Origin of the sequence: Microbacterium enclense (assembly GCF_004022425.1) — a bacterium.
Lineage (GTDB): Bacteria > Actinomycetota > Actinomycetes > Actinomycetales > Microbacteriaceae > Microbacterium > Microbacterium enclense_A.
Window position 1 is genome coordinate 17,774 of record NZ_RBZY01000022.1, and the last position, 18,992, is coordinate 36,765.

Genomic DNA, 18,992 nt, shown 5'->3' on the forward strand with positions numbered 1-18,992 from the left:
GGATCAGTAGTGCCACGGGACGTCCGACCAGTCGGGGGCGCGCTTGTCGAGGAACGAATCGCGTCCCTCGGCCGCCTCGTCGGTGCCGTAGGCGAGGCGCGTGGCTTCGCCGGCGAACAGTTGCTGGCCGACGAGACCGTCGTCGACCGCGTTGAACGCGAACTTGAGCATGCGGATCGCGGTCGGCGACTTCGTCAGGATCGTGCGCGCCATCGCCAGCGCCTCGCGTTCGAGGTCGACGTGCGGGACGACCCGGTTGACCGCGCCCATCTCGTATGCGCGCTGCGCGGAGTACTCCTCGGCGAGGAAGAAGACCTCGCGCGCGAACTTCTGCCCGATCTGGCGTGCGAAGTACGCCGAGCCGTAGCCGGCGTCGAACGATCCGACGTCGGCATCCGTCTGCTTGAACCGACCGTGCTCGGCGCTCGCGATCGAGAGGTCGCACACGACGTTCAGCGAGTGACCGCCACCCGCCGCCCACCCGGGAACGACCGCGATGACGACCTTGGGCATGAACCGGATCAGACGCTGCACCTCGAGGATGTGCAGCCGCCCGGCGCGACCGTGGTCGGCGACGGCCGTCTCGTCGTCGGAGTACTTGTAGCCGTCGCGGCCCCGGATCCGCTGGTCTCCGCCCGAGCAGAACGCCCATCCGCCGTCCTTCGGGCTGGGCCCGTTGCCGGTGAGGAGCACGACGCCGATCCGGTGGTCCTGACGCGCGAGATCAAGGGCCCGGTACAGCTCGTCGACGGTGTGCGGCCGGAAGGCGTTGCGGACCTCGGGGCGGTCGAACGCGATCCGGGCCACCCGGCCGTCGTGCGTGACGTGGGCCGTGATGTCGGTGTAGTCCTCGGCACCGGGCGCCAGGGTCCACTCGGCCGGGTCGAAGATGTCGGAGACGCTCACGGGATCAGGCGTTCTTGCTGTCCCGCCAGGCCAGCCAGCGCTCGACGATCGAGTAGTCCCAGTCCGGACCCGCGAACCCGAGCGTGAACAGGCGCGTGCCGGCGTCGTAGAGGGCGTCGGCGACGGTCTCGTCGCGGTCCTTCAGCTCGTTGGACACGACCAGGCCCGACAGATCGCGACCCTCCGTCTCGGCCCAGCGCTCGATGACCCCGAACTTGTGCGGCAGTTCGTCGGGGGTGACGAAGCTGTGCCAGATGTCGGCGTGGCGGGCGACGATGCGCAGCGTCTTCTGCTCGCCCTTGCCGCCGATCATGACCGGGATCTTGCGGGTCGGGGCGGGGTTGAGCTTGCCCCAGCGCTCGACGATGCGGTCGAGGTCGGTCGCGAGGGCGTTCAGTCGCGACCCGGCGGTACCGAAGTCGTAGCCGTACTCGTCGTAGTCGCGCTGGAACCAGCCCGAGCCGGTGCCGAAGATGAAGCGACCGGTGTCGCCGCCCTTCTTGCTGATGTGGTCGACGGTGCGGGCCATGTCGGCCTGCAGGTCGGCGCCGCGGTAGCTGTTGCAGTTGACGAGGGCACCGAACTCGACGCGCTCGGTCTGCTCGGCCCAGGCCGCGAGCATGGTCCACGACTCGAAGTGCTCGCCGTCGGGGTCGCCGTAGAGAGGGAAGAAGTGGTCCCAGTTGAACAGGATGTCGACGCCCATCTCTTCCAGCCGGAAGACGGCGTCGCGGATGTCGGAGTACTGCACGTGCTGCGGCTGGATCTGGACGCCGAGCCGGACCGGGGTGTCGAAGAGCATGCGGCCAGCCTATTCCCGGCGTCCGACGCCGAGGCCAGGATGGGGTGATGAGTCCCCTCCCCCCGCTCGCCGACGTCCTCGCCACCGCCCGCGTGGTCGCCCTCCCCCTGGCCACCCGGTTCCGCGGCATCCGCACGCGGGAGGCCGTCGTGCTCGAGGGACCCGAGGGCTGGACGGAGTTCTCGCCCTTCGCCGAGTACGGCGATCCCGAGGCCGCGACCTGGCTCGCCGCGGCGATCGAGTTCGGCTGGCATCCCACTCCCCCGCCGGTCCGCGCGAGCGTGGCCGTCAACGCGACCGTGCCCGCCGTCGCCGCGGCCGAGGTCGACGCGGTCCTCGCACGGTACGACGGATGCCGGACGGCCAAGGTCAAGGTCGCCGAAGCGGGGCAGGTGCTCGCCGACGATGTGGCGCGCGTGCGAGCGGTGCGCGCGGCGATGGGGCCCGAGGGGCGTGTCCGCATCGACGCCAACGGCGGATGGAACGTCGACGAGGCCGAACGCGCTGTGCACGCCCTGGCCGAGTTCGATCTCGAGTACATCGAGCAGCCGTGCGGGGAGGTCGAGGAGCTCGCGCAGCTGCGCGAACGCATCGGCTACCTCGACATCCCGATCGCCGCCGACGAGAGCGTGCGCAAGGCGGACGACCCGCTGCGCGTCGCACGCGCGGGCGCGGCCGACCTGCTGGTCATCAAGGCGCAGCCGCTCGGCGGTGTCCGTGCGGCGCTCGCGATCGTGGCGGAGGCCGGGCTCCCCGCCGTCGTCTCCAGCGCCCTCGACACCTCGGTGGGACTGTCCATGGGCCTGGCTCTGGCCGCGGCGCTCCCCGACCTCGACTACGACTGCGGGCTGGGCACCGCCGCCCTGTTCACCGCGGACGTCGTCGGCGCCCCGCTCCTCCCCGTGGGCGGATCACTCTCGGTGAGCCGCGCGACGCCGACGACGGCGACCCTCGACCGGGTCGAAGCTCCCACCGACCGGTGCGACTGGTGGCTGCAGCGCCTCGCGCGCTGCTATCGACTTCTCGAGGACGACGTCACTCGAGGATGAGCGTCAGGAGGTGGGAGAGGCGCGCGGCGAGCTCCGGCTGCGCGGCGCGCGGGTCGCGTCCGGCGATGAGCGCGTGCTCGGTCGCCGACACCCACATCGACAGCAGCAGCTCCGTCGCCGCCTCCGGGGGGACACGCAGGCGCAGCCCGCGCGCCTCGGCGACGTCGCTCACGAGCTGCGAGACGTTCTCGCTCAGTCCTCGGTCGAGCGCGAGGTAGGCGACCGCGAAGTCGGTGTTGCGCAGAGCCTGCGTCCGGATCTCCGCGTTCAGCAGCACGTCGAGGCGGTCCTGAGCGGCGACCTCGAGCACCTGCTGCACGAGGTTGCGCAGCTCCGTGTGGGCGTCCAGATCTTCGGCCTCGAGTGAGGCGATGCGCGCGCGCAACGACGCCAGCGTCGTCTCAGCCGACCGCTCGCACAGCGCGAGGAACAGCTCCTCCTTGGAGGCGAAGTTCGAATAGAAGGCTCCCCGGGTGAAGCCGGCGCGCTCGCAGATGGCCTCCACGGACGACGCGTCGATCCCCTCCTCGGCGAACAGCTGGGCCGCGGCATCCATCAACCGGGTCCGGGTGTTCTCCCGTCGTCGCGACGGCGCCGATGCGGTGTCGGTCATTGCCGTGCTCCTCGGGTTTCACGGGCGAGACTCAGGTTGAGCCCGCCCCCTCCTGACTACGATACAGTGTTGTATCCGATACGGTGCTGTATCGACCCACCGCCGACCTCGGGAGCAGCCACCGTGTCCACTTTCCTGTACACCCTGGGCCGCTGGTCGTACCGCCACCCCTGGCGCGTCCTGTCGGCCTGGCTGCTCATCCTCGCGCTCGCCGGTGGCGGGGTGGCGCTCTTCGCCAAGGGCACCGACAACACCTTCGCGATCCCCGGTACCGAGTCGCAGGCGGGTCTCGAGATGCTCTCGCGCACCTTCCCGCAGGTGAGCGGCGCGGGCGCCGACATCGTCGTCGTCTCGGCGGACGGTGCGAGCGTGCGGGATCAGGCGTATCAGGATGCCATCGGCACCACCGTCTCCGACATCGAGAAGCTCGACTTCGTCGAGGCCGTGACCAACCCCTTCGACGAGCGGATCTCCGGCGGCGTATCGGACGACGGTCGGGCCGCCATCGTCCGCATCCAGTTCTCCGGCGAGGCCACCGCGGTGCCGGCCGCCACCGAGGAGGGCCTTCGCGAGGACACCACGGCTCTCGGCGACACCCTGCCCTCCGGCTCGCAAGCGGTCCTCGGCGGACAGCTGTTCGCCACCGAGATCCCGGGTGCGAGCATCACGGAAGCGCTGGGCGTCGTGATCGCCGCGATCGTGCTGATGCTGACATTCCGCTCGTTCCTCGTGGCCGGGATGCCACTGGCCACCGCGATCCTCGGCGTGGCGCTCTCGGTCGCCCTCATCTTCATCGCGACGGGCTTCGCGACGGTGTCGTCGACGACCCCGCTGCTGGCGGTCATGCTGGGCCTCGCCGTCGGCATCGACTACGCCCTCTTCATCGTGTCGCGACATCAAGACCAGGTGCGCGAGGGGATGGACCCCGAGGAATCGGCCGCGCGGGCCACCGGCACCGCCGGGTCGGCCGTGGTGTTCGCGGGGATCACGGTGCTCATCGCCCTCATCGGCCTGGGGTTCGCCGGCATCCCGTTCCTGACGACCATGGGCGTAGCCGCCTCCGTCGCCGTCGCCATCGCGGTGTGCATTGGGCTGACCCTGACGCCCGCGTTCCTCGGCTTCGCGAAGGGCCGCGTCGTCGGCTGGCGCCGACGCACGGCCGCGACGGCCGACAAGCGCGCGCACGGCCCGGCTGCGCGGTGGGTCGGGCTGATCACGAAGCACCCCGTCGTCACCACGGTGTCGATCATCGGGCTCCTCGGCGTCACCGCCATCCCCGCGGGCAGCCTCGCCCTCACCCTCCCCACCGCCGGCCAGCTGCCGCCCGGCAACGAGGCGCGCACCGCGTACGAACTCACCGAGGAGTACTTCGGTCCGGGCGCCAACGGCCCGCTCATCATGACCGGCACGATCGTGACCTCCAACGACCCGCTGACGCTGATGCAGAACATCGGCGACGAGGTCGCGAAGATCCCCGGCGTCGCCGAGGTCGCTCTGGCCACGCCTAATGAGACGGCCGACACCGGCATCGTCCAGATCGTGCCCGAGACGGGTCCGGAGGACCCCCGCACGGCAGATCTGGTGCGGGAGCTCCGCGGCGCCGAAGACCGCCTGTACGACGAGTTCGGCGTCCGCCTGCTGGTCACCGGCTATACCGCGGTCACCATCGACATCTCCGATCAGCTCGGCGCCGCACTGCTCCCGTTCGGCCTGTTCGTCGTCGGCCTCTCCCTCATCCTCCTCATGATCGTCTTCCGCTCGATCTGGGTGCCCCTCACCGCCGCCGGCGGCTATCTGCTGTCGGTCGGTGCGTCATTCGGTGTCGTCGCGGCGGTGTTCGAGTGGGGGTGGTTCGCCGACGCCCTCCACGTTGCGAAGGTCGGACCGATCATCAGCTTCATGCCGATCGTCCTCATGGGTGTGCTGTTCGGACTCGCCATGGACTACCAGGTGTTCCTGGTCTCGCGCATGCGCGAGGACTACGTCCACGCCACCCGGGACGGCCGAACGCCCCGGGAGGTGGCGCTCGGCGCCGTCCGCAGCGGTTTCCAGGGCTCGGCCCGCGTCGTCGTGGCCGCCGCGGTCATCATGTTCTCGGTGTTCGTCGCGTTCGTCCCGGAAGGCGACTCGAGCCTCAAGCCGATCGCACTGGGTCTCGCCGTCGGCGTCGCCGTCGACGCGTTCCTCGTGCGCATGACCCTGGTCCCGGCGATCCTGGCACTCCTCGGAGCGAAGGCCTGGTGGATGCCACGGTGGCTCGACCGCCTGCTCCCCAAGCTCGACGTCGAGGGCGAGGCCGTCGAACGCGAGATCGGCCTGCGCGAGTGGCCGAGCGAGCCGGCCATCGCGGTGGCCGCCGACGAGTTGCGCGCCGCCACCGCCTCGGACGACGACGAACCGGCGTTCGCCGACGTGAACCTTCGGGTCGGGTACGGCGGCACGCTGCTCGTGACCGGTGAGACCCGCGTCACCCGTCCGGTGCTGCTCGCGCTCGCGGGACGCCTCTCCGCCATCGAGGGGCGCCTACGCGTCGACGGGCTCCTGCTTCCCGAACGAGCGGGCGCCGTACGCTCCCGCGTCGGGCTGGCACTGCTCGACGACGCCGAGACCGCTGTCGACGAGGTCACCCGCGCACTGGCGGGCCGCACACGCCTCGCCGTCCTGTGCGACGTCGACCGTCTCGACGCCGACGCGCGCGACGACATCGCCGAAGCCCTGCGGCGGGCGGCCGTCGCCGCGCGCGAACGCGGAGACGACGCGGAGTCCGCGTTCACGCTCGTCGTGTCGGCCCGCGACGAGCGCCGCGCCCTCGCGCTGCTCGCCGACGCGCACCGACCCGATGTGACCTCGCTGGCCCTGCCCGCACCGCACCGGCACCGCCCGGCCCCCGAGTCCTCCCCCGATCTCTCCGAGGTGTTCGCATGACCGTCCCCGTCGAGCGCTCCCGCTCGCGTCGCCCCGTCACCTGGCTCACCCTGATCGGCGTGCTTCTGCTGCCCGCCGTGATCGGCGGCATCCTCGTCGGTGCGCTCTACAACCCGACAGACCGTCTCGACAACATCACCGCGGCGATCGTCAACGACGACGAAGCGGTCGAGCTCAACGGCCAGCTCGTGCCACTCGGACGTCAGCTCACCGGCGGACTCGTCCAGGGCGCCGACGACCAGCCGAGCAACATCGACTGGGTCATCTCCAACGACGACGACGCCGCGTCCGGCCTCGCCGACGGCACCTACACCGCGGTCGTGACGATCCCCGAGAACTTCACCGCGGCCGCCCTCTCCACCCGACCCGGCGAGACGCCGGAACAGGCCACCATCGGAGTCCAGACCGCGCCCGACGCGCGCGTCGTCGACGGGGCGATCACCGCGCAGCTGGCATCCACCGCCTCCTCCGTCTTCGGCAGCGAGCTGTCGTCGCAGTACCTGACCAACGTCTTCCTCGGGTTCACCACGCTCGGCGAGCAATTGGGCGACGCCGCCAGCGGTGCGCAGCAGCTCGCCGACGGCGCCGGCCAGGCGGCCGACGGGGCGTTCGCGCTGCGCGACGGGTTCGGGCCCCTGTCGTCCGGAGCGCTACAGCTCTCCAGCGGCGTGGGCGCCCTGGCCACCGGGACGGATCAGCTCGCCGACGGAGCGGGTCAGGCAGCGACCGGCGCCGAGCAGCTCGCGGCCGGAACGGTCCCCCTCGCCGCCGGCGCGGCTCAGGTCGCCGACGGCGCGGGTCAGCTCTCGAGCGGTGCCGCGCTCCTCGCCCCCGGCGCGACGCAGCTCGCCGACGGGGCCACCCAGCTCGGCGTCGGGACGCGGGACGCGGCCGCCGGCGTCGGACGCCTGGGCACGGGCATGGATGCCGTCGCCGACGGCAACCGGCAGCTCGCGACCGAGGTCAGCGCGATCGCGGATGCCATTCCGCCGGGGTTCGAACAGGCCGCCAAGGACGTGGCCGCCGCCGCCCCGCGCGTGAACACCGCGCTCGCGACCGCCGCCGCCGACCTGCAGCGGCTCGCGGACTCCTGCGACTCGACGGCGACACCGGAACTGTGCGCCCAGCTGCGCGCCGCGTCCGACCGCGCGAACGCCGCCCTGCCCGAGGCGCAGCAGACCGTCACCGACATCGGCGACATCGCGGGGCAGGCCGCCGAACTCCCCGCCGGGGTGCGCGCGATCGCCGCCGCCAACACCCAGCTCGCTGACGCCTCGACCGAGCTGGCCGCGGGCGCGCGCGACGCCGAGAGCGGGCTGAACGACATCGCCACCGGCGTCGACGGCCTCGCCGCCGGAGCCACCGGGCTCGCCGACGGCGCCCGTCAGGTGCAGTCGGGCGCGGCAGCCCTCGACACCGGCGCGCAGGGCGTCGCCGGCGGACTCGCGCAGACGCGCGACGGCGCCGCGCTCGTCGCGGGCGGTGTCCGGGGCCTCTCCGACGGCGCGTCACAGCTCGCGACGGGTGCCCAGGATGCCGCGTCCGGGGCGTCGCAGTTCGCGACGGGAGTCGACAGCGCCGGCGACGGAGCCTCTCAGCTGGCCGACGGCGTGGAGCAGGTGGCATCCGGCACCTCCTCCCTCGCTGACGGCCTCGACACCGCCGTCGCGCAGATCCCGACGTACACCGACGACCAGGCCACGAGCCTTGCGAAGGTCGTCGCCGATCCCGTCTCGACGACCGGCGTGAGCGACTCGCTGTTCGGCGTCTCTGCCGTGCCGCTGCTGGCGATGGCCGTGCTGTGGTTCGGCGCTCTCGCTTCCTTCGTGGTGTTCCAGGCCGTCTCGGCGCGGGCGCTCACGAGCCGACGCGCCTCCGGCCTGGTCGCCCTCCGCGGCTTCGCCCCCGCGGCGATCGTCGGCGCCGTGCAGGGCCTGCTGGTCGCGGGCGTCGTTCAGGTGGCATCCGACTACGACTGGAGCGACTGGGCTCTCTTCGCGCTGGTGTGCATCGCCGCCGGTGTGGCGTTCGCCGCGGTGAATCAGGCGCTCGTGGCCGTGTTCGGCGGGGCGGGTCGCTGGATCGCGGCGATCGTGGGAGCCCTGGCGCTGGCGGCCAACATCGTCTCGACGGTGCCGCCCGTTCTCGCGGGGCTCGCGTCGCTGCTGCCGACCTCCCCGGCCTACAGCTCGATGCTCGGGGCTCTCGCCTCGTCGGGCGGCGTCGGCGCCGGGATCGTGGGCCTCGCGGTGTGGGCGGTGCTCGCGCTGATCGTCACCACGCTCGTCGTGATCCGGCGCCGCACCGCGTCCCTCCGCGCCGCCGCCCAGCCCGTGTAGCGGCCCGGGGGCGAGTGTCGTGTGGAGTCGTGCCGTGCTGCGCGCGCGATCGGACCGCGACATGGGTTGAGTGTCCAAGACACGCGGACGACCCGACCGTTCGTCCGCGTGTCGTGGACACTGAACGCGGGCGGGGTGGCGGACACGCACCTTCCTCCCCAGGGTGCAGCTCGGCGGAATGATCCCTCTCGACGCCCTCGTGGCCGTTGCCGACACGATCTTGACCCGCGGGGACGCAGACGGCGACGATCTTCGAGCGGCTACCGAGCGCTTACGTCGACGCGGCGCCGCCGACCTCGACGCGGCTCTCGACCTCGCCCGCCCCGGCTGCGAGTCCCCACGCGAGACGGACCTCCGCCTTCTGCTTCACCGCGCCGGATTTCCCGAACCTGAACTGAACGGGGATCTCTTTCACGAGGGACGGTTCATCGCGCGTCTGGACCTGGCCTATCGCGAGTACCGCGTCGCCGTCGAGTACGACGGTCGCCAGCATGCCTCGATGGAACAATTCCGCCGGGATGCCGACCGCTGGCCAGCCATCGCGGGTGCCGGCTGGCTCCTCATCCGCGTGCTGGACCACCACCTGCAAAACCCTGAGCGCGATGTCGTCGCGCCCGTGCGCGCGGCTCTGTTCTCGCGTGGTTGGCACCCGAACTCCTGATCCCCATATCGCGAGATCTTGAGTCCGCGCATCGCCCCGTTCAGTGTCCAGGACACGCGGATGCCACCGAGCCACATCCGCGTGTCTTGGACACTCAACACGGGTGGCGCTGGCGCACCGGACCGCCCCGCACCGCCCCGCACCGCACCGGACCGCACCGGACCGCCCGGACCGCCGGGCGGCGCTCAGCCCCGTCGCCCCACGTTCGGTGTCCAAGACACGCGGATGCGATGCGAGCGCGTCCGCGTGTCTTGGACACTGAACAGGTACGACGAACGCCAGGCCGACTCCCGGCCGAGTGTCTTGGACGCTCGACTGAGTACGCGAGGCCGCCCGCGCCGGGGTCAGGAGGTCAGGCCGCTGTAGGCGTGCAGACCCTTGAAGAAGACGTTGACGATCGTGAAGTTGAACAGCACCGCGACGAAGCCGATGATCGACAACCACGCCGAGCGGGTGCCGCGCCAGCCGCGGGTGGCGCGCGCGTGGATGTATCCCGCGTACAGCACCCAGATGACGAACGTCCACACCTCTTTGGTGTCGAAGCCCCAGAAGCGGCCCCATGCGTCGTTGGCCCAGATCGAGCCGGCGATGAGAGTGAAGGTCCAGAAGATGAACCCGACGATGGCGAAGCGGTAGGCCAGCGACTCCAGGGCGTCGGCGTTCGGCAGCGTCTGCAGGAAGCTCCGGCGCGGGGGCGCGGCATCCGTCGAGGCGGCGATCGCGAGCTTGCGCTCACGGCGCGCCTGCAGCAGCTGCATCACGGAGAGGCCGAACGCGAGGGCGAACAGCGCCGTGGCGAGGGACGCGACGAAGACATGGATGACGAGCCACACCGACTTCAGCGGGTCGGCGAGCGGCACGACCTCGACGTGGAACGCCAGCGTCGCGCCGCCCAGCAGCACCACGGCCAGTCCGCTGATGAGCGAGCCGAGGAAGCGGAGGTCGAAGCGGGTCAGCGCGACGAGGTACACCGCGACGACGAGCAGCACGCCGGTGAGGGCGAACTCGTACATGTTCGACCACGGCACCCGCTCGGCCGCGATGCCGCGCAGCACGGTCGCGGCGAGGTGGAAGAGGAAGCCGAGCGCGATGAGGGCCGTGCCCATGCGGGCCCACAGGTAGCGCGGCTTCGTGACCGAACCCCCGGATGCCGAGGCCCCGCCGGACGCGTCGATGACGCCGCCGCCTCCCGCGGTGACGAGCTCGCGCGCGACGACCTCGTCCTTGGCCTTGATCGCCAGGTCGGAGCGGCGGGCCAGATCGATCGCGTACGCGATGAAGGCGAGCACGTAGATCGCGACAGCCGTCCACACGAGGAGGAGGGAGATCTCGTCGAGCAGGAGCGGGTCGGTTCCGGGCATGGTCTCAGTCTACTTTTCCGGTGTCGGGGCGGCTCTGGTCGTCCGGAGCCGGGAGCGAGGAACGGTGCCGCTCGACCACCTGGTCGACGGCGGCGGCGAGCGTCGGGTCCTCGCCGCGGGCGAGGCCGGCGTACTCGACGCGGATCGCGGATCCCTCCGGCGTCGCCTTGACCCACATGCGGCGGCGCGGCACGAAGAGCGCGGCGAGGAGGCCGAGCGTCGCGAGCGTCGCGAAGGCGAGCACCCAGGGTCCGGCGAGATCGCGGTGGATCGACAGCGACGCGAACCGTTTGACCGACCCCGCGTAGCCCGTCGCCCCCTCGGGCGCCTCGTTCTCGAACGTGATCGAGCCCAGGCCGTTCGGGAGGTCCTGTGTGTCGCCCGGCATGAGGGTCAGCGCGGGGGTGCCGCTGTCGCCGCCGGCGATCTGGGTCATGTCGGTCGGGTCGAGGGTGTACACCGACCGCGGGGTGCCGTCGTCGATGCCGAGGTCGCCGGCGTAGACGCGCAGCGTCAGCACCGGGTACTCGAGATCGCCGTACGTGGAGGTGAGGGCGCCCGAGGTCAGCGTGTCCATCGTCGGGTAGAAGAACCCGATGAGGCCGAGCTGCTCGGGCATGCCGTCGGCGACCTTGATGACGCCGAGCGAGGTCATGTTGGCATCCTGAGGGAGGAAGGCCACGGAATCGTGGAACACCTCGACGCCCTCGGCGTTGCGGATCGTCACGGTGGGCGCGTAGCCGTTGCCGAGCAGGTAGACGCGGTCGCCCTGCACGTCGAGCGGGTGGTTGACGCGCACCTGCCCCTCCTGGCGCTCGCCGCCCGGAGTGAGGGTGGTGACGTTGGCGGCGAAGTCGCCGGCCTGCCCCGAGCCGGGCTGTCCGGGAGGGACGTAGGTGACGTCGAAGCGGTCGAGCGTCATCGAGTAGGGCGCCAGGGCGTTGCTGTCGACGAAGCGTCCGGGGTTGAAGGAGGAGTAATCCAGCAGGCTGTTGGTGAACGCCTGCCCCTCCACCAGGACGCGCTGCCCCGTGTAGGTGAAGCCGCCGCCGACGCCGACGGCGATCAGCACGCCCACGAGCGCGGCGTGGAAGACGAGGTTGCCGGTCTCGCGGAGGTACCCGCGCTCGGCGGAGACCGAGAAGGTTCCGCGTCCGTCGTACCGGGCGACGCGGTAGCCGCTTTTGCGCAGCTGCGCGGCGGCGGTGTCGACGGCGGATGCCGCCACCTCGGAGGCATCCTGCCCCTCGGGCACCGACACGGTCACGGTGCGGTGGTCGTCCAGACGCGACAGCCGCGCGGGCGTGCGCGGGGGCTCGGAACGCAGCGCCTTCCAGTGGTGCTTCGTGCGCGGCAGGACGCACCCGATCAGCGAGATGAAGAGCAGGATGTAGATCGCCGAGAACCACGGCGACGTGTAGACGTCGAAGAGGCTGAGGTTCTCCAGGACCGGCGCGAGGTCGGGGTTGTCGGTGAAGTACTGCGTGACACCGTTCGGGTCGGCGCTGCGCTGCGGCACGAGCGAGCCCGGGACCGCGGCGATCGCGAGCAGCAGCAGCAGGACCAGCGCGGTGCGCATGCTCGTGAGCTGACGCCACCCCCACCGCAGCCACCCGACGACGCCCAGGCGCGGCGAGGCGATGTCGTCGCCCGAGCCGGGAGCCGCGTCGGCGTGGTCGGACGGACGCAGCACGCCGTCGGCGGAATCGGTCATGGTGGTCCCTCGGTCAGAGCGGGAGTTCGACACCGCGCATCACCCCCTGGAGATTCGACATCCAGGTGCCCCACGCCCCCGTCACCATCAGCAGGCCGAGGACGATCAGCAGCGCGCCGCCCGCGAGGTTGACGACGCGGATGTGGCGGCGGATGAACGCCACCGACCGCGTCGCCCAGCCGAAGCCGAGGGCGAGGAGCAGGAACGGGATGCCGAGACCCAGCGAATACGCCAAGCCTAGGAGGGCGGCCCGGCCGGGGTCGCCCAGGTTGTACGACACCGAGAGGATCGCGGTGAGGGTCGGGCCGATGCACGGGGTCCACCCCACGCCGAGGGCGATGCCCAGCAGCGGGGCACCGATGAGCCCGAGGTTGCCGCGGGCCTGGAACCGCACCGACCGCTGCGCGAGGCCGAAGAGGCCGATGAACACGAGTCCGAGCAGGATGATGACGACGCCCATGACGCGCGTGATGACGTCGGCGTAGCGGATGAAGAACGCCCCCGCCGTCCCGCCGAGGACGTTCACCGCCATGAACACGAGCGTGAAGCCAGCGATGAACAGCAGCGTGCCGAACACGAGGCGGGAGCGTCCGGGAGCGGATGCCGAGCCCCCGCGCGGCGTCACCGAACCGCCGATGAAGCCGAGGTACCCGGGCACGAGCGGCAGCACGCACGGCGAGAGGAAGGAGATCAAGCCGGCGGCGAGGGCGACGGGGATCGCGAGCCACAGGGCTCCGTCGAAGACGAGGGCTCCGGGAGTCACGCGCTCTCCGCGGCGACGGTGCGCACCATCGCTTCGAGGATGGATGCCTCGGGGAGTTCACCGATCACGCGGGCGGCGACGCGCCCCTCGCGATCGAGGACGAGCGTCGTGGGGGTGGCGTTGATCGGCGTCTTGTCGGCGAAGGCGAGTTTCAGTTCCGCGTCGCCGACGGCGATCAGGCTCGGGTACGACACGCCGTTGTCGCGCGCGAACGACAGCGATGTCGCGGGCTGGTCGTACGTGTTGATCCCGAGGAACGCGACGTCCTGCCCCTCGAACGTCTGCGCGGCCTGCTCGAGACGCGGCGCCTCGATGATGCACGGGCCGCACGTGGCGTACCAGAAGTTCACGACGAGGACGTCACCGGCATAGTCGGCGCTCGTCGCGGTCGCCCCGTTGTCGAGCGTGCCCGTGAACTCGACCGGTTCCCCTCGGTTCTCCGGGGCGATCTCCTGCGTCTGGAAGCCGTTCGCGGCGATGTAGCCCTTGTTGTCGCCGGCGCGGTACTGCTCGGCGAGCGGGTCGGCGCTGCACGCGGCCAGCGACACGGCGAGCGCCGCGACCGCGGCGAGGGAGAGGATTCGGCGCATCAGACGGCTCCTACGTCGACGGCTCCGGCCGTCGCGGCCGGCTCGGCGTACGCCACCTCGACCCAGCGCGACGCACCGGCGGCGCCGTCTCGCCGCTCGAAGCTCGTCACGCTCGACAGCGCGCACCGGCGCTTGCGGGGATCGTGGCGGGTGGGTTGGCGAGAGAGGGCGAGGTGCGTCACCCAGATCGGGAGTTGGTGCGAGACGACGACGACGTCGCCCGACGGCACCCGCTCCCAGGCGTCGGCCATCGCCTCGGTCATGCGCGCGACGATGCGCTCGTACGGCTCCCCCCAGCTGGGGACCGCGGGCCGCGCGAGGTGGCGCCAGTTCATGGGGTTCGCGAGCGCCTGCTTCATGCGCCGCCCCTCGAAGACGTTGGTGGGCTCGATGACGCGGTCGTCGATGAACGGCTCGATACCGAAGAGCGTCACGAACGGTTCCGCGGATTCGCGCGTCCGCTGAAGCGGCGAGACGACGAGTGCACCGATCGGGCGCTCGAGCCCGTGGACGTAATCCGCGGCCTGCCGTGCCATGCGACGTCCGTCGACGCTCAGACCGAACCCGGGGAGCCGACCGTAGAGCACGCGGCGCGGGTTGTGGACTTCCCCGTGGCGCACGAGATGGAGGCGGTCGGCGGGCACGGCGTCCAGTCTACGGGCGGGTGTTGTGGGCCGGCTGAGCGAGGGGCGGCGTTGCTTCGACGGTGACGTACCCGGCCGCTCCGGCCGTCAGACTTCGCGGCGCGACGCCAGCAGCGACCGGACGCGGACGTACAGGAACCACGCGACGCCGATGGCGACCGCCGCGATGACGACGTACTGGAGGATGTCGGCGTACTGCTCGATGATGTGCCAGTTCTCGCCCAGCAGGTAGCCGGCGAGGACGAAGATCGTGTTCCAGATGAGGCTTCCGGCCGCGGTGAGCAGCCCGAAGCGCCAGAGCGGCATCTTCGCGACGCCGGCGGGGATCGAGATGAGGCTCCGGAAGATCGGCACCATGCGGCCGAAGAAGACCGCCTTGCCGCCGTGTCGCTCGAACCACGCGACGGTGCGATCGACGTCCTCGGGGTGCAGCAGCGGGACCTTCGCCGCGACCGCGCGCAGGCGCGCCGCACCGAGCCAGCGTCCGAGGCCGTACAGCGCGAAGGCGCCCACGACGGAGCCGATGGTCGTCCACAGCAGCGCCTCGAACAGGGTGAACGATCCGCGGCTGGCGGTGAGCCCGGCCATGGGGAGGACGACCTCGCTGGGCAGCGGAGGGAAGAGGTTCTCGAGGGCGATCGCGACGCCGGCGCCGACCGGCCCGATGATCTCCATGAGCGAGACTGTCCAGTCGGCGAGCGACGTGAGCCAGGACTGGTCGCCGGGGGTCTCCGCGGACGCACGCGGAAGCGTGAGGGTGGTGTCGGTCATCGGGTGCCTTCGCGCTCGGTGATCGGCCGCCCGTCCGGACGCCCGCCCGAAGCCTAGGGCCGCCGCCTTCGCGCGACCTGTGAGGCGGGGGTCGCGGCCGGTGAGGCGGCGGTCAGGATGCCGAGACCCCGGCGCCCACGATGGCGGCGGCGATGAACCACGTCGCGGCCATGAGGACGATGCCCACGAGAGGCACCCAGAAGGTGATGCGGTGCCGCACCAGCCGGATGATCGCGACCACGAGGGCGAGCAGGAGCACGACCCACGGGGCGATGACGGCGAACCACAGACCCACGTTCATGACGTCGTAGTTGCACGTCACCGGGCCGCACGCGTCGGAGGCGAAGGCGAGGAAGAACCCGGCGTAGGAGCACGCCAGGGCGGCGAGCGGCAGGAGGACCAGCAGCACCACCGTCAGCACCAGATCCCATCCCCGGCGCGGTGAACGCGGCGAGCGCTCGGGTCGCAGCGTCCGGTACGAATCCGGCGAGAGGGAATAGGTCACGGGCCACATCCTAGAGACGCGGCGTCATCGATTCGCGCGGGACCGCCCGCGCACCTTACGTTCGAGCCGTGTCGTCCTCCTCGTCCACCGCCCCCGCCGGGCTCGACGACGTGTTCCCGACCGCGCGCAGGGTGCTCGACGCGCGCGCGGACCGACCCGTCGTCCTCGCCTACGCCGGCGCTCTGCCGCCCCTGCCCGCCGAGCTCCGCGCCGCCCTGCGCGCGACGTGGGGAGTGGACGTCGTCCACGACCCCGCCGCATCCGACCCGCTGGAGTCCCGGGCCTTCGGCATCCTGTACGCCCACGTGCGCGCCGAGCAGGTCGTGCTCGCGCTCTCGGCCCGCACGAACCTGACGCTCGCGGGCGGCACCGTGCGTGTCGTGGGCGACGGCCCCGTGGCCGCCGCGCTCACGACGCTCCTGCGGCGCCTGGGCGCGGCGGTCGTCCGCGCCACCGACGACCCGGTCGAGCGGCTCGCCGCCCGGCTCGACGGGATCCGGGTCGAGGCGGTCGCGGCGAGCGGCGCCGGATCGCTGACGCTGCTGACCGGAGTCGGACACGACGGCGTCACCGCGACCGCCGTGGGCGGACTGGTCGCGGACGTCTCGCCCCGACCGGTGGATGCCACCGACCTGCCGTCGCCGCGCCCGCACGTGCGCACGAGTGCGAACGGATCTCTCGTGGAGATGCCCGGGCCGCTGCCCTCCGAGGGCGAACCGGCCACCGCGATACAGCTCCGGATCGCCGACGCCCTCCTCGCGACGCTTCTCGCGGACACCGACGACGCGTTCGCCACGGCGGTGACCCCGTGACCGGCCGCATCGCCGATCCGGGCCTGTGGCGCGCCGGACAGGACCGGATCGAGTGGGCCCGCGCGCACATGCCGGTGACCACCGCCCTCGCCGCGCGGCTGACCCGTGACGGCACCGTCGCGGGTGTTCGCATCGGCGTCTCGGACGTGCTCGAGCCCAAGACCGCCACGATCGCCCTCGCCCTGGCCGAGGCGGGCGCCGACGTGACGGTCACGTCCGCCGGCCGCAACACCGACGACGCCGTGGCTGCGGCGCTGGACCACGCCGGCATCCCGACGTACGCGCGGGCCGATGCCGACAACGCCGCGGACCGCGCGAACGCCCTCGCACTGCTGGACCACCGGCCGCACGTGATCGTCGACGACGGCGCCTCCACGATCCGTCTCGCACACCTGGAGCGGCCCGGCGTCGTAGCCGAGATGCGCGGCGCCACCGAGCAGACCACCTCGGGGGTACGGCCCCTGCGTCGGATGCAGGCCGAGGGGGCGCTGCGCATCCCCGTCGTGGCCGCCAACGACGCCCGGTCGAAGTCGCTGTTCGACAACATGCACGGCACGGGCCAGTCGGTCGTGTTCGCCGTCGCCGACGTGTCCGGTCGTTCCTTCCGCGGCGCCACCGTCGCGGTCGTCGGGTTCGGACGGGTCGGCACCGGCATCGCCCAGCACGCCGCGGCTCTCGGTGCCCGGGTCGTGGTGACCGAGACAGACCCCGTCGCGGCGCTGCAGGCGGTCTTCGCCGGATTCGAGGTGCGGACCCTCGCGGAGGCGGTGCGGTTCGCCGACATCGTCATCTCGGCCACCGGCATCCGGCACACGATCGACGTCGCCCACCTCGACGCGCTCCGCAGCGGAGCCGTCGTCGCGGTCGGCGGCGGCGTGGGCCAGGAGATCGCCCTGGATGCCGCACGCGCGGCGGGGGCCGTCGAGATCGCCCGGACCGGCCCGGTCTCGGTCCTGCGGATGCCGAGCGGAGCGAAGGTCCACGTGCTCGACGACGGCAACTGTCTGAACGTCAGCGCCGCGGAGGGGAACCCCGTGGAGATCATGGACCTGTCCTTCGGCGTCCAGCTCGCCTCGGTTGCCCACGTGCTCGCGACCGGCGACCTCGCCCCCGGCGTGCACGAGCTGCCACGGGCCGCGGACGACGAAGTGGCCGCGATCGCCCTCGCCTCGTTCGGCGGGACGCTGGACACGCCCTCCGCGGCGCAGCAGGCGTTCCTCGCCGCCTGGAACCCCGAGGACGGCGAGGAGTGACCGCCGTCGTCCATCGCGCGCCCGTCGTGCTCTCCCCCGGCTCCGTCGCGCTGACGGACGGCGCCGTGGCCGTCGCGGGTGACCGCATCCTGGCCGTCGGCCCCGCGGACGAGGTGCTCGCCGCAGCAGGTCCCGACGCCGAGGTGCACGAGTGGGACGGTGCGCTGACCCCCGGCCTGGTCAACGCCCACACGCACCTGCAGTACAGCGACATGGCCGCGGTCGGCCTCGCCGAGCACGCCGGGTTCGAGGCGTGGATGAGCGCCTTCATGGAGCTCTATCCCGTCCCCCGCGACTGGGGCGCGTCGGCCGCCGCCGGCGCCGCCCTGGCCCTGCGCTCCGGCACGACCGCGGTCGCCGAGATCGTCACCGACGCCGCCGCCGGTTCCGCAGTGCACGACGCGGGGCTCCACGGCATCGCGTTCTGGGAGGTGCTCGGGTGGACCGATCGGGCGTGGGCCGACGGCGGCGAGAGCACCGTGCGCGCGCAACTCGCGGCCCTCCCCACCCCACCCGCGACCGGCCTCTCGCCCCACGCGATCTACTCGCTGGACACCGGTGTCATCCGCGATCTCGCGCGTCTGGCCCAGCAGCTGGGCGTCCGCCAGCACATCCACGCGGCCGAGTCCGCCTGGGAGGACGCCTACGTCCGCACCGGCACGGGCGATCTCGCCGAGCGCTGGCGCGCGAACGGACGGGGAGAGTTCGCGCTGCTCCGGCATGGCGGCGTCGGCACGGGCGTCCTCCGCTACCTCGACGATCTCGGCGCCCTCACCCCGACGACGCATCTCGCGCACGGGATCTATGTGGATGCCGACGACCGGGCGCTTCTGCGGACCCGCGGCGTCAGCGTCGCCCTGTGCCCGCGGTCGAACGCCGTGATCGGCCTGGACGCGCCGCCGGTCGCCGCCTACCTCCGCGAGGGCAACGCGATCGCCGTCGGCACGGACTCGCTGTCGTCGTCACCGAGCCTGTCCCCGTGGCAGGACGTCGCGGCGCTGCACGACATCGCCCGCGCGCAGGGCTACCGCGACGACGACCTGCACGCGCGCCTCTTCGCCGCCGCGACCGCGGGCGGTGCCCACGCGCTCGGGCTCGACGACACCGGAGTGCTGCGCGTCGGGGCCCGCGCCGACCTCGCCGTCTTCCCGGTCGCCGCGTCCACCCCGCGCGAGGCGCTCGCCGAGCTCGTCGAAGCCGGCCCCGCCGAGGCATCCCTCACCGTCGTCGGCGGACGCGTCCGCTGGGACCGGACGCGCGTCGCGGCCCGCGCGATCGCCTGAC

The 18,992-nt window shown here is 72.0% G+C and carries 17 protein-coding genes; 7 read left to right on the forward strand and 10 right to left on the reverse strand.

The features are described 5' to 3' along the window. Positions 1-3: 3 nt before the first annotated feature. A complete protein-coding gene (locus D8Y23_RS07555; protein ID WP_128217548.1) occupies positions 4-906 on the reverse strand; it encodes a 1,4-dihydroxy-2-naphthoyl-CoA synthase in 903 nt (300 codons plus the stop codon). A gap of 4 nt (positions 907-910) precedes the next feature. Next, positions 911-1,708, reverse strand: a complete 798-nt coding sequence (locus D8Y23_RS07560) for an LLM class F420-dependent oxidoreductase (RefSeq protein WP_128217549.1) — start codon at positions 1,706-1,708, stop codon at positions 911-913. Positions 1,709-1,755: 47 nt separating this feature from the next. Between D8Y23_RS07560 and D8Y23_RS07565 the strand changes: the two genes are divergently transcribed. After that, positions 1,756-2,757, forward strand: coding sequence for an o-succinylbenzoate synthase (locus D8Y23_RS07565; RefSeq protein ID WP_128217550.1), 1,002 nt, complete (start codon positions 1,756-1,758; stop codon positions 2,755-2,757). Here the strand turns inward: D8Y23_RS07565 and D8Y23_RS07570 are convergent. Next, the gene (locus D8Y23_RS07570) at positions 2,744-3,370 is read right to left on the reverse strand and encodes a TetR/AcrR family transcriptional regulator (protein ID WP_128217551.1); all 627 of its coding nucleotides are present in this window, start codon (positions 3,368-3,370) and stop codon (positions 2,744-2,746) included. The two genes, D8Y23_RS07565 and D8Y23_RS07570, sit on opposite strands and share 14 nt — an antisense overlap. A gap of 123 nt (positions 3,371-3,493) precedes the next feature. Here D8Y23_RS07570 and D8Y23_RS07575 point away from each other — a divergent pair, with 123 nt between their 5' ends. From D8Y23_RS07575 to D8Y23_RS07585, 3 genes are all read left to right on the forward strand, one after another. Next, positions 3,494-6,295, forward strand: a complete 2,802-nt coding sequence (locus D8Y23_RS07575) for an MMPL family transporter (RefSeq protein ID WP_128217552.1) — start codon at positions 3,494-3,496, stop codon at positions 6,293-6,295. Next, entirely contained in the window at positions 6,292-8,634 is a 2,343-nt protein-coding gene (locus D8Y23_RS07580; protein ID WP_128217553.1) for a YhgE/Pip domain-containing protein, read from the forward strand. Before D8Y23_RS07575 ends, D8Y23_RS07580 begins: the two co-directional genes overlap by 4 nt. A gap of 178 nt (positions 8,635-8,812) precedes the next feature. Next, the gene (locus tag D8Y23_RS07585; protein WP_128217554.1) at positions 8,813-9,295 is read left to right on the forward strand and encodes an endonuclease domain-containing protein; all 483 of its coding nucleotides are present in this window, start codon (positions 8,813-8,815) and stop codon (positions 9,293-9,295) included. 344 nt (positions 9,296-9,639) lie between these two features. On the opposite strand, the gene ccsB is transcribed toward D8Y23_RS07585, so the two are convergent. The 7 genes from ccsB to D8Y23_RS07620 all read right to left on the reverse strand — a co-directional run bounded on the left by ccsB (position 9,640) and on the right by D8Y23_RS07620 (position 15,643). Continuing rightward, the gene (gene ccsB, locus D8Y23_RS07590) at positions 9,640-10,656 is read right to left on the reverse strand and encodes a c-type cytochrome biogenesis protein CcsB (protein WP_128217555.1); all 1,017 of its coding nucleotides are present in this window, start codon (positions 10,654-10,656) and stop codon (positions 9,640-9,642) included. A 4-nt stretch (positions 10,657-10,660) separates the two neighbouring features. Next, positions 10,661-12,370 carry a cytochrome c biogenesis protein ResB gene (gene resB / locus D8Y23_RS07595; RefSeq protein ID WP_128217556.1) on the reverse strand — a complete coding sequence of 570 codons (1,710 nt, stop codon included), beginning with the start codon at positions 12,368-12,370 and terminating at the stop codon, positions 10,661-10,663. A 13-nt stretch (positions 12,371-12,383) separates the two neighbouring features. Next, positions 12,384-13,133, reverse strand: coding sequence for a cytochrome c biogenesis CcdA family protein (locus tag D8Y23_RS07600; RefSeq protein ID WP_128217557.1), 750 nt, complete (start codon positions 13,131-13,133; stop codon positions 12,384-12,386). Continuing rightward, entirely contained in the window at positions 13,130-13,723 is a 594-nt protein-coding gene (locus D8Y23_RS07605; RefSeq protein ID WP_128217558.1) for a TlpA family protein disulfide reductase, read from the reverse strand. Before D8Y23_RS07605 ends, D8Y23_RS07600 begins: the two co-directional genes overlap by 4 nt. Then, a complete protein-coding gene (locus D8Y23_RS07610) occupies positions 13,723-14,367 on the reverse strand; it encodes a histidine phosphatase family protein (RefSeq protein ID WP_128217559.1) in 645 nt (214 codons plus the stop codon). The genes D8Y23_RS07605 and D8Y23_RS07610 overlap by 1 nt, the downstream gene beginning before the upstream one ends. Before the next feature lie 87 nt (positions 14,368-14,454). Next, positions 14,455-15,138: a DedA family protein gene (locus D8Y23_RS07615; protein ID WP_128217560.1), complete on the reverse strand. Its 684-nt coding sequence runs from the start codon at positions 15,136-15,138 to the stop codon at positions 14,455-14,457. A gap of 112 nt (positions 15,139-15,250) precedes the next feature. After that, the gene (locus D8Y23_RS07620; RefSeq protein WP_128217561.1) at positions 15,251-15,643 is read right to left on the reverse strand and encodes a DUF6264 family protein; all 393 of its coding nucleotides are present in this window, start codon (positions 15,641-15,643) and stop codon (positions 15,251-15,253) included. Between the two features lie 68 nt (positions 15,644-15,711). Here D8Y23_RS07620 and D8Y23_RS16745 point away from each other — a divergent pair, with 68 nt between their 5' ends. Genes D8Y23_RS16745 through D8Y23_RS07630 form a run of 3 tightly spaced genes read left to right on the forward strand, consistent with a single transcriptional unit; the run spans position 15,712 to position 18,991 of the window. Beyond that, positions 15,712-16,455 carry a hypothetical protein gene (locus D8Y23_RS16745; RefSeq protein ID WP_164878161.1) on the forward strand — a complete coding sequence of 248 codons (744 nt, stop codon included), beginning with the start codon at positions 15,712-15,714 and terminating at the stop codon, positions 16,453-16,455. Then, positions 16,452-17,708 carry an adenosylhomocysteinase gene (locus tag D8Y23_RS07625; protein WP_164878162.1) on the forward strand — a complete coding sequence of 419 codons (1,257 nt, stop codon included), beginning with the start codon at positions 16,452-16,454 and terminating at the stop codon, positions 17,706-17,708. The genes D8Y23_RS16745 and D8Y23_RS07625 overlap by 4 nt, the downstream gene beginning before the upstream one ends. Beyond that, a complete protein-coding gene (locus tag D8Y23_RS07630; protein ID WP_128217563.1) occupies positions 17,705-18,991 on the forward strand; it encodes an amidohydrolase family protein in 1,287 nt (428 codons plus the stop codon). The genes D8Y23_RS07625 and D8Y23_RS07630 overlap by 4 nt, the downstream gene beginning before the upstream one ends. Position 18,992 lies beyond the last annotated feature (1 nt).

Bases quoted from the DNA above. Each gene is read 5' to 3' on its own strand.
- D8Y23_RS07565 (WP_128217550.1), top strand. From the start codon at position 1,756: ATGAGTCCCCTCCCCCCGCTCGCCGACGTCCTCGCCACCGCCCGCGTG.
- D8Y23_RS07570 (WP_128217551.1), bottom strand. From the start codon at position 3,370: ATGACCGACACCGCATCGGCGCCGTCGCGACGACGGGAGAACACCCGG.
- D8Y23_RS07585 (WP_128217554.1), top strand. From the start codon at position 8,813: ATGATCCCTCTCGACGCCCTCGTGGCCGTTGCCGACACGATCTTGACC.
- D8Y23_RS07615 (WP_128217560.1), bottom strand. From the start codon at position 15,138: ATGACCGACACCACCCTCACGCTTCCGCGTGCGTCCGCGGAGACCCCC.
- resB (WP_128217556.1), bottom strand. From the start codon at position 12,370: ATGACCGATTCCGCCGACGGCGTGCTGCGTCCGTCCGACCACGCCGAC.
- D8Y23_RS07560 (WP_128217549.1), bottom strand. From the start codon at position 1,708: ATGCTCTTCGACACCCCGGTCCGGCTCGGCGTCCAGATCCAGCCGCAG.
- D8Y23_RS07580 (WP_128217553.1), top strand. From the start codon at position 6,292: ATGACCGTCCCCGTCGAGCGCTCCCGCTCGCGTCGCCCCGTCACCTGG.
- D8Y23_RS07605 (WP_128217558.1), bottom strand. From the start codon at position 13,723: ATGCGCCGAATCCTCTCCCTCGCCGCGGTCGCGGCGCTCGCCGTGTCG.
- ccsB (WP_128217555.1), bottom strand. From the start codon at position 10,656: ATGCCCGGAACCGACCCGCTCCTGCTCGACGAGATCTCCCTCCTCCTC.